We start from the raw sequence: 15,383 nt of genomic DNA, 5'->3' as shown, positions 1-15,383 counted from the left end.
AAGTAGAGAGTACAGAGATTCGCTGACACGTCCCCAGGACGGTTCGGCAACAGAATTTCTTGACGACCATAGAGCATTGGAACCACCTGATCCCATCCCGAACTCAGCAGTGAAACGATGCATCGCCGATGGTAGTGTGGGGTTTCCCCATGTGAGAGTAGGTCATCGTCAAGATTCAAATCCAAAGCCCCTGATCGCGATGCGGTCGGGGGCTTTGTCTTTTCAGGGTTTCGATGCACGAGCTCCCTGTGCGGGCCGTGAAGGGAACAGCATTCACAGGCACACCACGACCCCTGTGGGAGCGGGTTTACCCGCGAAGAATCCAACGCAGAGCCTGGCACCGGCTACGCCGGTGTTCGCGGCGGTTCGGCGCCCCGACAAGCCCGCTCGCACAGAGTGCGTGGATTACCAGCGAGCGCTGTTCCTTGCGCGTCAGCGCAGTCCGAACGGCTATCCCCGACCCCTGATATCCAAGACAAAAAAAGGCCGCTCCCGGTTGGGAGCGGCCTTTTTTGTTATCAGGGCATACGCCCCTGGCAGTGGTATCAGCTCAGCAGATTACGCACATTGCCCATCGCCTCATCGGCAAAGCCCTGCAGGAAGGCCTGGAAGCCCGGCAGGGCCTCTGGGCCACCTTCCCAGGGCTCGGCCTGGATGGTCCAGGTCGCACGGCTGCGGCTGGCATCGATCGCCTGCACTTCCATGGCGGCCCACAGATTGCCGATGTTCAGGCTGGTGTAGATCAGGCTCCAGGTCATGTTCATGGCCTGCTCATCACGGCTGTTCAGCTGCTCGATCACCACGTTGCCATCCTTGAACAGTTTCTTGCGTATCGAGCGCACGCCGCTGCCTGTCATCTCGATATGCGCCAGCGCCGGGATGAAAACCGGGAAGCCTGCGAAGTTGCCGACGATGTTCCACACGCTGGCGGCCGAGGTAGCGATCTCTACGCTGGAAACCACCAGGCAGCCTTGCGGATTGCGGATCAGGGTATCGGGCTTGAGTGCTTGCATGTCTTGTTGCTCCTGTTGTGTGTAAGGGATCAGATGAAGCCGATGTCGGCCAGATAGCGACAGCCACGGCGCAGCAGCTCCGGGCTTTTGCTTGGGTAATGGGTGCCCATGCGGTCCACCCCGGCGCGAGCGTTGTCGTGGGCAATATCGGAAATGTCGCCGATGTCTTCCTCGAAACCGTCGAGGTAGAAACCGAGGACGTCATACAGCGCGTTGTCGCGATCGACGCGCCCCAGTTGGCGTTGCCACTGCTCGACACTGACCAGCTCGAAGGCATGCCCCTGCTCGCGGAACGACGCCAGGTAATCCCGCCAGCGCAGAGGTTCGGGGTTGTGCAGGTTGAACACGCACTGGCCGGCCTGGTGGCGGCTGCTGTGGAAAGCGATGAAGCGGGATAGGAAATCCACCGGCATGAGGTCGAAGTCGATCTCCAGCCCTGGCACCTGGCCCAGCTGCAAGGAGCCCTTGAGCATCAGCATCAGTCGGTTGCGCTGGGGCTGGCAGGCACCGGTACGGCTATCGAAGGTGATGTTGCCGGGGCGGAACAGGTTGACCCACACACCTTGCTCGCGGGCACGGCGGAGGATGCGCTCGCCTACCCACTTGCTGAGGTTGTAGCCATTGCGGATGTAGATCGGTGGGGTGTTCGCCGGATCGCTCTCCAGCACGCGCCCGCTGCTGTCCACGGCACTGCACGCGGACAAGGTCGAGACGAAGTTGAAGATCTTCTTGCGCCGGCCCTCGCACAGCCGCAGGCACTCGAACAGGGGATCGATGTTGTCCGCCGCCAGCACCTGGTAGTCGAGTACATGGTTGACTTGCGCGGCGTTGTGCAACAGCGCGCCGTACTGACTGTCCAGGTAGTCGTAGTCGGTCTGGGCCAGCCCCAGGCGTGGCTTGCGCAGGTCGGCCTCGAACACCCGTACCCGGTGCACGTCCAGGGTGATGTGGTTGTCCCGCAGGGCCTGGGCGAAGCGCGCCTCGGCGGACTGCCCACCGGCGCGGCGTACCAGGCAGGCGACTTCGGTGGCGCCCCACTCCAGCAAGGCCTCGACCAGATGCACGCCGAGGAAGCTGTTCGCGCCGGTGACGATCACTTTATGCACATCACCCAGGCACTCCATCGGCAGCACCTGCAGGTCCAGCTCGCGATTGGCGTCCTGTTCCAGGAGGGCCAACGAGGACTGCAGGGCATCATCGTCGCCGTCCAGCAGCGCTCCCAGGCGCTGCAGGGTCGGCTGCTCGATGAAGCGGTTGATCGCTACGCCTTGGCCGAACTGCTGACGAACCTCCAGCAGCAGACGCGATAGCAGAATCGAATGACCGCCGAGGTTGAAGAAGCTGTCGTCGATGGAAATATCGACTTCGGGCAGCTCCAGCAGCTCAGCCCACAGGCTGCGCAAGCGCTGCTCGGTGGTGGTCCGCGGTTGCAGCCGCTGGCTGCTTGGCAGGGCCAGCGGCTGCATCGACAGTGCCTGGCGGTCGACTTTGCCGTTCGCGGTGTACGGCATCCGCTCCAGCGTCTGGTAGAACATCGGGCGCATGTAGTCGGGCAGCCAGCGTTCGGCATGCTCGCGCAGTCGCTCCTCGGCAGCGTCGCCTTCGGGGTTGGCGGCGAAGGCGAGAATGCGACGCTGTGTGTCGATGACCACGGCGACCTGGGCAAACAGTCGGCTATCACGCAGGCAATGCTCGATCTCTTCCGGTTCGACACGGAAGCCGCGGATCTTCACCTGGTTGTCGCGCCGGCCAGACAATTCGATGCCCTGTGCGGTCCACTTGCCGATGTCACCTGTGCGATAGGCGCGCAGCGCATGGCCATTGGGCAGTTGCAGCTCGATGAAGCGTTCGCTGCTCAGAATCGGATTGTTCAGGTAGCCAAGGCCGACTCCAGGACCTGCGATGTACAGCTCGCCGGGGGTCTGCTCAGGCACCGGCTGCAATGTCTCATCGAGTATCAGCACTTGGGTGTTGGCGATCGGCACGCCCAGGTTGCGGTTGCCGTCAGTGGCGGCGAATACCCGGGTGGTGGCCAGTACGCTGGTTTCGGTCGGACCATAGATGTTGTGCATCCGACATTGCCCGGCCAATCGGGCGATGACCTCCGGCTCGCAGACATCGCCACCGGTGACCAGGTGCTTCAGGCCCAGGTGCGCCTCGCGCGGCAGGATGCTCAGCAGTGCCGGTGGCAGGAAGGCGTGGCTGATTTCCCGGCTGTGGATAAGTTGCACCAGCTGCTGAGGGTCGCGCCGCTGGTCTTCATCGGGCAGCACCAACTCGGCGCCGCAGATGAAGGTCGGCAGGATATCCAGCAGGGAGGCATCGAAACCAATGGTGGAGAACTGCAGGACCCGGCTGTGCCCGTCCAGCGCGACATGCTCGCGGTACCAGGCCGTGAAGTGCGCCAGATTGCGCCGGCTGAGCAATACGCCTTTGGGCAGGCCGGTGGTACCGGAGGTATAGATCGCCACGCAGGGCTGTTCCGAGCCGGTGTCATGCAAGGCCAGGTTCGGCAGCGGCCGGTCCTGGGCGGCCGGCAGGTCACGCACGTCCAGCTGGGTGATATCCACAGGCCCCTGGCCGTCATGCAGCAGCACGCAGGCGTCGGCGTCTTCGAGGATACGGCGTCGGCGCTCGGCCGGAGTGGCTGGATCCAGGGGCAGGTAGATGGCCGCGCAGCCCAGCACGGCCAGCAGGCTGGCATAGAGCGCTGGCGATTTGTCCATGCACACGGCAACCACCGGTTGCTGCCGTCCACTGGCAGACAGCAGCGGTTGCAGCGCCCGTTGGATGCCGATGGCGCGGGCGTGCAGTTGCTGGTAGCTGCAGCGCAGGCTCGAATGGCTGATGGCAGGACGTTCGGCGTACGCGCGCAGGCTATGCTCCAGCTGCTCGACCAGGCAGGTTTCGGCCTGCTCCAGCAGATCGGCACGCAGCGTGCGGTTGAACGGATGCCGATAGGCCAGGGTTTCGAGCCAGTCCAGGCCATGCTCGCGCTCCTGTACGCCGGGGCTGATCGCGGGAGCCTCCGGCAAGTACAGCGGATTGCGGGCCTGGCGGCTGACCTGCAACGCCAGCTGGTCGTACAGGGCCTGGCGGGCGTCTTCACGCAACTGCTGCCCATTCCCGGAAGCCGGCGCTGACAAGGCCACCCGTGCGATCAGGCGTTGGGCACTGGCACTGCCGCACCAGCACAGGATCTCCAGGCGCGGCAGGGTTTCGGCGAAGCTGGCTCCCAGGCGCAGCCTGAGCAGCGGTGTGCTGCCCAGTGCCTGCCAGTCGCTGCTGTTCAGCGCCAGGCTGCCATCTTCCACCACCAGGTCAGGGCCGATGGAGAGCTGCCGGCGCACGGCGTCACCGCTGTCGGCGATGGCGCTGCCATGGCCTTGTTCGTCGAGCCGGTGGGCAAACTCCCCCAGGGTGGGGCTGGTACCCACCAGGAGTATGTCGAGGCGTCTCATGCAAATGTCCTCAGGGCAGGTAGTCGCGCAACGCTTGCTGCACGCAGGGCGACTCGAGCATCGAGCTGCCGCGGAAGAAGCGCAGGATGTTGCCCAGCAGCGGATGCTGGTGATTGATCGGATAGGCCAGCCCCTGTGCCTCCTCGCGTAGCGCCTGGCGCACCGCTTCGCTCACCGGCAGCGTGGCGATCAGGGCGAAATCGAAGGCTTGCTGGATGTCGTTGGTCAGGTACTGGCGCAGGAACACCGGCAGCACCTCGGCCAGCGCCTGGCGGTCGGCTTGTGGCGCGGCCTGCCAGTAGAGGCGGGTCAGCCGGGCCCAGAAGCTCGAATGGCGGCCCTCATCGAGCAGGTGGTCGGCCATCAGTCCTTTCACCGAGGGCTTGACCGAGTCGTCACGGGCGAACGCCGCGACATCGTCGGTCAGGGTGTTCTCGGCGATGCCCACGCAGATCAGCTCCAGGGCATCGCGCAGGGCCTCGGGCACCAGCCCCAGGACGGCCGGGATGGCCCGGCTGAGCTCGATCTCCTGGGGCAGGGCGATCGGCTCGATCCCGGTGAGGGCGATGGTCTGCTGCAGGAAGTCCATGGCCACCAGCGCGTGGTAGTCCTCGTCGACGACGACGGTCATCGCGTCGTAGCGGCAGGCGAAAGGGAAGCGCACGGCAAAGCGGTCCTTGGCGATGCGGCGGGCGGTGCGGTCGACGATCTCGGTCTCGAAGATCACCACGTCGTTGATGAACTTGTAGAGGCTTTGCACCAGCACGAAGTCGCGCAAGTGCGGGCATTCGCGCTGGAACGTCGCGCCGAGCACCAGCGGCTGGCGGCTGAGCGGATAGATCAGCCGCTGGTCATCCTCCACTCGGCGGCGGGGCCGGGTGCGGATGGTCGCCCGCTCTTCCCAGGCGTCGGCGAAGGAGCGGTATTCGAGGGCATTCATTGCGCAACCTCGGCAACTGGCGTTTGCAGCGTGGCGCGCAGGCGGTCCCAGAGGGCCATGCGACTGTCCACCGCGGCGATCGCTGCCACGTAGACGTCCTCTTGGCGTACCGGATCGTGATCGACCAGGCGGGCCAGCAGCTGTTCGGCGGCGGGGCCGTGGTCCTCGGAGTCGACTTCGATATGGCGTTGCAGGTAGTAGCGGAAGGTTGGTGCCTGTTCGCTACCGATACCCCATTCGTCGAGGATCTGCTGGAACATCGTCGGGATCACGCTCTCTCGACCATGCAGGAAGGCGGCTGCGACGCGATGCGCCGGCGCGTCCAGGGCCACTTCCAGGGTATCGCGGACAAAGCGCTGCGCCGCTTCGCTGGCGCCGACGCGTTGCAGGGCATCGAGTGAGTTGACCCCTTGCTGCTGCAGGGCGATGAAGCGTTCGATGGCCTGGGTGCTGGCACCGACTTCGCGCATGGCATCCAGGTAAAGCTCGAAGTGGCTGTAGTGGCCGTGCTCCAGGCGGTCGTCCGACTCCTCGCCCAGGACGATCTCGTTGATCAGGCGCGCGGCGGCGGGGTCCGTCGGCGGCAGCCAAGGGAGGCTGACGCAGGTAAGTTCCTGTTGCAGTCGCTTGGTCAGCGACATGAAGTCCCAGACGGCGAATACATGGGTTTCCATGAACCGGCGCAGGGTATCCAGCGAGTCGATTTCAGAGAATAGCGGATGACGGGAAAGTTCATGTTTCTTTTCGGAAAGCGTGCGCTTCAATGTGCTCATGGATGTGTCCTTTGTTATCGGTATGGAAGAGTTGGTGAACAATGCAAGTTCGCGTGTTTGCAAATTTCGGGCGAGTGGGCGCCTCGAACTAAGTTTCGATGTTTAACGCTATGCAAAGGCTGCCAAGGCGCGGTAAAGCCTGCGCTCACGGTATCGCGGGCCGCCTGTGGCTGGCGATATAAAAGTTAGAACAAACTTAAAGTTCCCTGCAATTGTTTTTTTAATTATTTGGTTGCGCCGATTTATTGTTGGCAATAGTTGTCCATATAAAGCTTTTAGTAAGTTTTATTTTGGCAATAAGTGCCCCTTCCGATAACTGGCGATCAGAAAAATACGCAGAGTGAATGCCTCACTCGGAGCACTGGTGAATGGAGTTGGGGAGGTGTCATTTTTCAGGGCGGCTGATCGCGTGCGGTCCTTGCCCGGTGGCAGACTCCTTCTGCAGGTGAATGAAAAGGCAGTCGGCCAGGCCCGCTACTGATGATCAGCGGCCGCTGCGGGGGAGTAGAGTGTGCCCAAAATGCTGGCACTGCCATGGCCCGTTACTGGCCAAGCAGTGGAAATGCCCGAATCCGGGCGGTGTTTGCGCAAGGCTGAACCTAGAAACTGAGCAAACCGAGGTGGGCATTGAAGATGCGCACCAGTCGCTGGTTGAGCAGGGAGCTACCGGCCGAGGGCAGCGGCAACTCGATCAACTCAAGCGCACGGCGGGCTGGGGCGTGCCAGCCGAGCATGGCGGCCATAGAACCTGGGGGATAGAGCACGGTCATGGGGACCTGGATGACCGGGGCGGCGCTGAGCTCGGGGCTGTCACAGCTTGAAACAAACAAGTGACGGGTTTGCCCTGGGTGTTTGCCTTGTGCCAGCTGGGTCAACGCCAGGGCCAGAGGTGCGCCTGCCGCCTGGCCGAACACGGCGTGAGGTTGCGCGAGATAAGGTTGCAGCCGCTCGGCCAGGATCTCGGCGAGGGCTGTGGATGGATACGCAGTGGCGAGCGTGCTGGGCTGGACGGCGGACGGTACATCCACGGCAATCAGCTCGATAGGGTCGCTGAGCGTCTGCGCCCAGGTCCGGTACTGAATCATCTGCGGCCGGGTACAGGCCAGGCAGATCAGGCGGATCCTGGACGATTGTTCGGGCGTCGCTTCCTGTCGCATCGGCACTGCTGTTCCTTGTTGCCGGGTCACGTCCCCGGAACCACGCAGCCAGAACGGCTGGTCATGGATGCTGCTGGCTCAGTCGGCCGCTTGCCGATCGAGGTAGCGCCTGATCGTGCGGGCCGCATTGTTCAGGTGTGCTTCCAGCAGCGCGACGGCCTGGTCCACCAGCTTGTCGCTGGCGGCATCGACCAGGGCGATGTGGTCATCCTGCGTGAGCTTGCCCAGGCCCATCGAAGACAAATGGAAGCGCAGAAAGCGTTCCTCTTCGTTGAGCTCGATTTCGATCATGCGCAGCAGCTTCTGGTTTTGCGCCTTGCTGTAGAGTGCCATGTGGAACAGGCGGTTGAGGCGGCCGATCTCTGCGTGGCGCGTCTCGCTTTCCAGTTGACGGATATAGCCCCGGGCCGCGGCGATATCGTCGGCATCCAGCAAGGGGATCGACTGGCGCAGGGCCTCGGTCTCGAGGATGACCCGCAGGGCATAGGTATCGACCGCGTCTTCGCCGATCAGTGGCGCGACCACCGCACCCTTGTGCATCACCACCTGCAGCAGGGACTGGGCCTCGAGCTGGCGCAGGGCTTCGCGCACCGGCATGCGACTGACGCCGAACAGGGTGGCCAGTTCCTGCTGACGCAGGGCCGTGCCTGGGGGCAGACGACCGTCGAGGATGGCGCTGCGCAGGCGTTCTTCAATGACACCGCGGGCCAGATGCGGCGGTACCTGCTCGCTACCCAGCACGGTGCTCAGGAGTTTGGGTTTCTCAGCCACGCGGGGTTCGCCTCGGCAACATGAAAATTGGATCCAATAACCCTAGTGAGGGATGGGGGGGCTTGTCAAACGGATTGATCAGGAGCGCGACGAAGCGCCGGCACGAAACGCGGCTATCGTGAAGCATGACGCCAGCCTTGGGAAGCCGGACAAACGCGCCGCCCCTTGTACGAAGAGGGTTTGCCGACAGTTGGCAGCATGATCGCATGGTGCCATTGTCTTTTGCCTCATCTGCCCGCACCATCGCTGCTTTCGATTGATCTGAACGGGTGTTCGCAGTGGCGATACCTTGGACCTTGCATGCGACTGCGCGCCGGCTGGGGCTTGCCCTGCTGCTGGGCTGCCTGCTGCTGGGCGCTACCCAGGCGGACTGGGACTTTTCCCAGATCAGCCGCCGGGCGCAGGCTCTTTACGGGCCTCTGGGCGCCGGGCAGGGGCGCATCGATGCCTGGCAGAATCTGCTGGCTACGCAGAAGCAAGGCAGCGAGATGGAGCAATTGCAGGTGGTCAACCTGTTCTTCAACAAGCAGTTGCGCTATGTCGAGGATATCGACCTTTGGCACGAGGTCGACTATTGGGCCACCCCGGTGCAGTCACTGCTCAAGGGCGCGGGCGATTGCGAGGACTACGCCATTGCCAAGTACTTCAGCCTGCGACGCATGGGCATCCCCGCCGAAAAGCTGCGTATCACCTACGTCAAGGCTTTGCGCCAGAATCGAGCGCACATGGTCCTGACCTATTATTCAACCCCACAGGCCCAGCCGCTGGTGCTCGACAGCCTGATGGACGCGATCAAGCCGGCCAGCCAGCGTACCGACCTGCTGCCGGTGTATGCCTTCAACGGCGAAGGCCTGTGGCTGACTGGCGCCGCCGGCAACAAGAAGGTCGGCGACACCAAGCGCCTGTCGCGCTGGCAGGACTTGCTGAAGAAAATGCAGGCCGAAGGCTTCCCGGCCGAACCGGTTTACTGAAGGAGCACAGATGTCACTGTTCAAACAATTGCTGCTTGCCATTTGCCTGTTCCTGGTGGTTGCCTTCGGCGGCAGCTTCATGGTCAGCCTGGAAAGCTCGCGCAGCCAGTACGTCAACCAGCTGCGCTCCCATGCCCAGGATGCGGCCACGGCGCTGGCGCTGTCACTGACGCCGAATATCGACGATCCGGCGATGGTCGAGCTGATGGTCAGTTCGATCTTCGACAGTGGCTATTACTCGAGCATCAAGGTCATCGACCTGGGCTCCAATGCCGTGCTGGTCGAGCGTCACGCCGAGCCTGACAGCGGCGGGGTACCAGGTTGGTTCATTCACCTGATCGGCCTGGAGCCGGCGGGGGGCGATGCCATCGTCAGCCGAGGCTGGCAGCAGGCGGCGCGGGTCGAGGTGATCAGCCACCCGATGTTCGCCTTGGCCAAGCTCTGGCAGAGCGCCCTGGGCAGCCTGGGCTGGCTGCTGCTGTGCGGTGCGGTCAGCGCCGTGCTCGGGGCGCTGCTGCTGCGTCGCCAGCTGCGTCCCTTGGACTACATGGTCGCGCAGTCCCACGCCATTGCCCGCCGCGAGTTTCTCAGCCTGCCGGAGCTGCCACGCACGCCCGAGCTGCGCCGGGTGGTGCAAGCGATGAACCAGATGGTCGAAAAGCTCAAGGCACTGTTCACCGAGCAGGCCGAGCGCAGCGAGAAGCTGCGTGCCGAGTCTTATCAGGACAGCCTGACGGGGCTGGCCAACCGGCGCTACTTTGAGATGCAGCTCAATGCCCGAGTCAGCAACGTGGAGGAGGGGCGCGCCGGTTACCTGCTGTTGTTGCGTGTGCAGGACCTGGCGGGTCTCAATGCCCGTCTGGGCGGCCAGCGCACCGACCAGCTGCTGCAGGCGGTCGGCGAGCAGTTGCGTCGCACCTGTGTGAACTTCCCGGAAACCAAGGACCTGATCACCCGCAGCCGCGGCGGCGAGTTCGCCGTGCTGGCGCCGGGCATGGTCCACGACGAAGCGATCCACCTGGCGCAGGCCCTGGAAGCCACCCTGCAGAGCTTGCACGAAACCGGTGCCAGCGATGTCGACCCGGTGGCCTGCATCGGCCTTGCTCCCTACGCTCCGGGCGATGCGCCACAGGCGCTGCTCAAGCTGGCCGACGAGGCCCTGGCCCGGGCCGAGAGCCAGCCCGCGCCGGGCTGGGTCTGCCTGGAGCAGGGCGCTGCCGGCCAGGCCGCCGACAGTCATCACGCCTGGCATACGCGTCTGGATCAGGCCCTGGCCAAGGGGCAGTTCCAACTGTTCTTCCAGCCTGTGGTGGATGCCAAGGCGCCGGAGCGGGTGCTGCACTACAAGGTCATCTCGCGCTTGCATGACGAGCAGGGCGAGGCCCTGGCGGCCGGCCGCTTCCTGCCATGGCTGGAGCGCTTCGGCTGGATGCCACGCCTGGATCTGCTGGTGCTGGAGAAGGTGCTCAAGCACCTGCACGGGCATGGCGAGTCGCTGGCGCTCAACCTGTCCGCGGCGACCCTGGCCGACCCCAAGGCGCTGCAGCGGGTGTATGAGCTGCTGGGGCAGAACAGCGCGCTGGGTCCGCGGCTGACGTTCGAGATCGGCGAGGAGCAACTACCCGAGCAGTCCGTGCTGGAGCAGCTGACCCGTCGCCTGCGAGGTCTGGGCTTCGGCCTGGCGCTGCAGCGCTTCGGCGGTCGCTTCAGCATGATCGGCAACCTGGCGCACCTGGGGTTGGCCTACCTGAAGATCGACGGTGGTTATATCCGCAACATCGACCACGAGCGGCACAAGCGCCTGTTCATCGAGGCCATTCAGCGGGCGGCGCACAGCATCGACCTGCCGCTGATCGCGGAGCGGGTGGAGACCGAAGGGGAGCTGAAGGTATTGCGGGAGATGGGGGTGCAAGGGATTCAGGGGCAACTGGTGGGCGAGCCGGCGCCCTGGCGTTGAGCGGGTCCGTGGGAGCGGGTTTACCCGCGAAAGCGTCGGTGGCTGTACTGACGTATTCGCGGGTAAACCCGCTCCCACAGGAGATGCGGCTAAAGCGCAGTGATCAGATCAACCCACCTTCCTCGTCTTCCTCGATCAGGTTGTTCAGGCTGCCCAGCGCCTTGCGCGCGGTGGAGCGGTTGAGCAGCTTGGCCTGCGCGCCAGGGGGAAGGTCGGTGATGCTGAACACGCCCTTGGCGGTCAGCACTTCGATCAGGTCTTCCAGTACCCGGATCATGTCCAGGTCGCTCTGCTTGAGCTGCCTGAGGCTGTTTTCCACGACGTCGTCGGCGAACCATTCCTGGATCTCGGCATTATCTGCCGGGACCATGTCGGTAAAACCGGCGAACTCGGCGACTTCTACCCGCTGCAACTGGCCGTCAGCGTTGCGTTGCACGTAGAACATGGCGGCGTCCCTCGTCACGATGAATCCTTCTAGGTAGTCAGCAGCATAGGCAAAGTTCACCGGGCCTGTCAGCCCGGCGCACGAGTATGCGCGTGAAGGGATGGCTGGAAAAGCCCATGCCCCCGACGCCGGCCCTTGCGGGCCGTGGTCGGGGGTGAGGGATCAGCTGTTGGAGTTGTCGATCTTGATGGTCGGGTCGGCGCCGCTGATCAACGAGTTGATCGTGGTGTTCGACCAGTTCACCCCTTCGAGCTTGATGGTCACGTCTGCGTTGGCCAGGCCACCGGCGGCGTTGAGCTTGCCTTCGGTGCTGACCTGCAGGGTCGACTCGCCGTTGACCGTGGTGATCTTCAGGAAGTTGTCGATGGTGCTGGCTTTCTCGCCCTGCAGCAGGTCGCGCAGATCGAGGCGGTCGCCTTCGCTGGCCTTGAAGTCCTTGATCACGTCGTTGCCCAGGTCGCCGGCCTTCCACACGAAGGTGTCGGCGCCGGTGCCACCGGTCATGATGTCGTCACCCTTGCCGCCGTTGAGGATGTCGTTGCCGGCACCGCCAAACAGGATGTCGTTGCCTTCACCGCCGAGCAGGGTGTCGTTGCCGGTGCCGCCGAGCAGGATGTCGTTGCCCTTGCCGCCGTCGATGTAGTCGTTGCCACCCTGGCCGAAGATGATGTCGTCGCCGTTACCGCCGAGCAGGGTGTCGTTGCCATCGTTGCTGCGCGAGATATCGAACTCGGAATAGTTTTCGTTGATGTACTTGTGCATCGCCCGCGCATCCACATCGCCCGCGTCGACCCCCAGCTTGTTGGCGACATAGCCGCGGATCGCCTCGACACCGGTACCGGCCACACCATCGAAGGTCATCAGGTCGCCGAAGATGATGTCGTTGCCGTCGCCGCCGTTGACCGTGTCGTTGCCCGGCTGGGTGACTTCGGTATGACCGAGGATGGCCTCGGCCAGATGGCTCGGGTCGATGTTGGTCTGGGGCTTGCCGTCGGTGTCGAATGGCTTCAGGTCGTTGCTGTTGACGCCACTGTTGAGGCCGATGGCCTCGACCGTGGACAGGCCCGAGAGCAGCTTGAAGCTGTCCAGCGAGTTGTTCTGAGTGGCACTGTTGGTGTCGTAGCCGAGACCACCGCGCGTCGACATTTCATAACCACCGACACCGTCGGCGCGAATGTCGCCGGACAGCGTGGTACGCCAGCTGCCCCAGCTGTTGGTCTGCACGGTCATCGTGCCGTTGCTGTCGATGGTGATGTAGTTGGTGTTGTCCAGGTACTTGCTGACGGTCATCCCTGGCTTGTAGTTGATCGAAGCCAGGTAGCTGTCGAAGCTGGTACCCGTGGTGCCCAGGGTTGGGTTGCCCTGCTCGTTGCCCTGATAGTAGGTCGGCTTGCCGTCGGTAATGAAGAATGTCTGGTTGTTGCCGGTGTTGCCAGCGGTCTTGAGCGACTGGAACCAGTTCGCCGTGGTCTTGAAGGCATCCTCGTAGTTGGTGCCGCCGTCCGCCTTGAGAGAATTCAGTGCATTGAGCAATTGCTGCAGGCCAGCATCGTTCAGCGTGACCGCAACACTGCTCTTGACCTGAGTGGCGAAGTCCACCAACAGGATGTTCACCGTACCCGACTGATCGCCCTTGACGCTGGCGGCCAGGGTCTTGAACACCGACTCCATGGATTTTTTCGCCGCATCCACGCCGGACGTCCCCATGCTGCCCGAGGTGTCGACGATGAAGGCGAGGTTGTAGTCCTGGCCGGGCACCACGTGCAGGCCGCTGACATCGGACACCACTACGTCGTTGCCGTCGGTGCCGGTGATGTTGTCGCTGTCCGAGGACAGGTTGCTGGTGGTGTAGGTCTGTGGGTAGACCGTGACCTTGATGGTGCCTTCGCTGGTCGCGGTGCTGCCGCCGACGCTTTCGCTGGAGGTCGAGCTGACCTTCACGTCGAACTGGCCATGGTAGTAGGCCGGCGGCTTGATGGTCAGGCTGCCGAGGTTCCAGCCGGTGACGTCCACCGCGTCCTTGCCGACGGTGAAGGTGTGGCCGGCGTTGTCGGCAATCACCGAGCCTGCCGGAATGCCGCTGAGCTTGACGCTCAGGCTTTCCGAACCGTCGGTGTCGGTCAGGTTGGTGCTGATGCCCACCAGCTTGACCGGCGCGCCGTTCTCGCTGCCCTCGTTGAGCTTGTAGCCGTCGTAGTAGCCCTGGTTGTTGCTGCCGTGCAGGTCGCCAACGGTCACGCCAGCGTTGGTCAGATCCTTGACGCTCGGGTACATCGGGATGTTCGAGCTGTTGAGGTCGGTGACCGCGCCGTTGCCGACCTTGATGTTGACGTCCAGGCTGCCGGGGCCTGACTGGTTGGCGTTGTAGATCTCCAGGGTGTAGTAGCCGCTGGTGGTTGGGGTGAAGCTGCCGGAAATCGCGCCGCTGGCATTGCCCCAGGTACCGCTGGCGACGTTCTTGCCGCCCACGACGATCTGCAGGCTGTCATCGGCCGTGCCGCTGAACGAGTAGGTCTTGCCGGCTTCGAGGTAGATCAGGCCGGAGGTTTTCGAGCCGCTGCCCGGCGTCACTGTGGCGACCGTGTCGACTCCGGTGACGGTCTCGCTCTTGCTGGCATTGCCGGAGTTGCTGAAGACGTTCTTCAGTGCGTCGCCGGTGATGCCGTTGCCGCCGCTGCCCAGACCGGTGAGGCTGTTCCAGGTTTCCTTGAGCAGGCCGATCGAGTTGACGTTGTTGTTGCCGATGTTCAGGTCCGGCTTGTCGGCCACAGGCGTGATATCGACCTTCATGGTCACTTCGCCGCCGGTGTTGGTGCCGTCGTTGGGCTTGTACTTGATCTGCGCGTAGTCGGCCTGCTTGTTGCCCACCCCGGTGCCACCGTAGCCGTCGGCGCCCGACTGGTTGGCCAGCGGCACGAACTTGAGCTTGCCGGCAGCAATGTCGGCCTGACTGATGTTCTGGTTCAGCGAGACATCGACCCACGAGGTGCCATTGAAGAACTTCAGGCTGCCGAGGTCCGGCAGCTTGCTGATGGTCACCGACAGTCCGGTGTTGCCGTCGGCGTCGGTGACGTTGAAGTCGCCCCACTTGAACACGTAGTCGGTGTCTTCGCTGCCGGTCACGGCGCCGCCGGTCGACACCGGCATGTGGTCGTTGTCGATGATGGTGGTGGTGACGCTCGATTTGCCCGAGTCGACCTGCAGGTTCTCGAAGCCGCCGCCCGTGGCGCCGCTGATCTTGACCGTGAAGTTCTCCGAACCTTCGACCAGTTTGTCGTCGATGGTCTTGATGTCGAAGGTGGTACCGGTGCTGCCCGCCGGGATCTTCACGGTGACTACGCCGGTGAAGTCCTGGCCGTCGGTGGCGGTGCCGCTGTAGGTCAGGGTGATGGTCACCTCCGACTTCGACGGGTTGCTCAGGGTCAGGGTGTAGTGGGCGGTGTCGCCTTCGGTCACCGATGTGTCGCCGCTGATACCGACGGTGGTCAGGTCGCCCTGGCCGCTCGGCTCGTCGGTGACGGTGGTGGTCAGGGTTTCCTTGCCGAGGGTCAGTTTCTCGAAGTTGTCACCACCGGTGACCGACTCGATCTTGTTGACGATGCTCGGTTGACCGCCAACGTACACGTCATCCTTGGCGGTGATGGTGAAGGTGCCGCTAGCGCTGCCGGCCGGGATGGTGACCTTGGTGCCGTCGGTGAGGGTGAAGGTCAGGCCGTTGTGGCCGGTGACCGACAGACCCTGGGCGTTGGTCAGGGTCACGGTATAGGTGATCTGGCCGCCTTCGGTGACGGTGGTCTTGTCGGCGGTCAGGGTCGCGACGACTTCGCTGACGGTGTCGGTGATCTGGACGCTGGCGTTGCCGCCGAGCTCCAGGTTCTCGAAGGTCTTGCCGGTG

At 63.5% G+C, this 15,383-nt stretch carries 10 protein-coding genes and 1 rRNA gene; 3 read left to right on the top strand and 8 right to left on the bottom strand.

Annotated elements, in window-relative coordinates; genetic code table 11:
- Positions 1-58 precede the first annotated feature (58 nt).
- Positions 59-174: ribosomal RNA gene (gene rrf, locus N5D48_RS23360) — 5S ribosomal RNA — on the top strand.
- A gap of 371 nt (positions 175-545) precedes the next feature.
- Here the strand turns inward: rrf and N5D48_RS23355 are convergent.
- The 6 genes from N5D48_RS23355 to N5D48_RS23330 form a co-directional block, all read right to left on the bottom strand.
- Entirely contained in the window at positions 546-1,013 is a 468-nt protein-coding gene (locus tag N5D48_RS23355) for an SRPBCC family protein (protein ID WP_279888348.1), read from the bottom strand.
- Between the two features lie 29 nt (positions 1,014-1,042).
- Entirely contained in the window at positions 1,043-4,474 is a 3,432-nt protein-coding gene (locus N5D48_RS23350) for an amino acid adenylation domain-containing protein (RefSeq protein WP_279888347.1), read from the bottom strand.
- 10 nt (positions 4,475-4,484) lie between these two features.
- A complete protein-coding gene (locus tag N5D48_RS23345) occupies positions 4,485-5,414 on the bottom strand; it encodes a diiron oxygenase (protein ID WP_279888346.1) in 930 nt (309 codons plus the stop codon).
- Positions 5,411-6,187 (bottom strand): DUF3050 domain-containing protein, encoded by a 777-nt coding sequence (locus N5D48_RS23340; RefSeq protein ID WP_279888344.1) that lies wholly within the window; start codon positions 6,185-6,187, stop codon positions 5,411-5,413. The genes N5D48_RS23345 and N5D48_RS23340 overlap by 4 nt, the downstream gene beginning before the upstream one ends.
- 599 nt (positions 6,188-6,786) lie before the next feature.
- Positions 6,787-7,344 carry a thioesterase domain-containing protein gene (locus tag N5D48_RS23335; protein ID WP_279888342.1) on the bottom strand — a complete coding sequence of 186 codons (558 nt, stop codon included), beginning with the start codon at positions 7,342-7,344 and terminating at the stop codon, positions 6,787-6,789.
- Positions 7,345-7,422: 78 nt separating this feature from the next.
- Entirely contained in the window at positions 7,423-8,115 is a 693-nt protein-coding gene (locus tag N5D48_RS23330) for a GntR family transcriptional regulator (protein WP_279888341.1), read from the bottom strand.
- A gap of 269 nt (positions 8,116-8,384) precedes the next feature.
- Here N5D48_RS23330 and lapG point away from each other — a divergent pair, with 269 nt between their 5' ends.
- Positions 8,385-9,086: a cysteine protease LapG gene (lapG, locus tag N5D48_RS23325; RefSeq protein ID WP_279888340.1), complete on the top strand. Its 702-nt coding sequence runs from the start codon at positions 8,385-8,387 to the stop codon at positions 9,084-9,086.
- Positions 9,087-9,096: 10 nt separating this feature from the next.
- Complete coding sequence (gene lapD, locus N5D48_RS23320; protein WP_279888338.1) at positions 9,097-11,043, top strand: cyclic di-GMP receptor LapD; 1,947 nt, start codon at positions 9,097-9,099, stop codon at positions 11,041-11,043.
- Positions 11,044-11,146: 103 nt separating this feature from the next.
- On the opposite strand, the gene N5D48_RS23315 is transcribed toward lapD, so the two are convergent.
- Together N5D48_RS23315 and N5D48_RS23310 are read right to left on the bottom strand one after the other, a co-directional pair.
- On the bottom strand, positions 11,147-11,488 hold the full coding sequence (locus tag N5D48_RS23315) for a tryptophan synthase subunit beta (RefSeq protein ID WP_279888350.1): 342 nt from the start codon (positions 11,486-11,488) through the stop codon (positions 11,147-11,149).
- A gap of 162 nt (positions 11,489-11,650) precedes the next feature.
- Positions 11,651-15,383: immunoglobulin-like domain-containing protein (locus N5D48_RS23310; protein ID WP_279888336.1), on the bottom strand; the 3,733-nt coding region annotated here is incomplete at its 5' end.

The organism is Pseudomonas sp. GD03858 (assembly GCF_029840925.1).
Classification (GTDB): domain Bacteria; phylum Pseudomonadota; class Gammaproteobacteria; order Pseudomonadales; family Pseudomonadaceae; genus Aquipseudomonas.
This window is presented reverse-complemented; position numbering and strand designations above follow the sequence as displayed.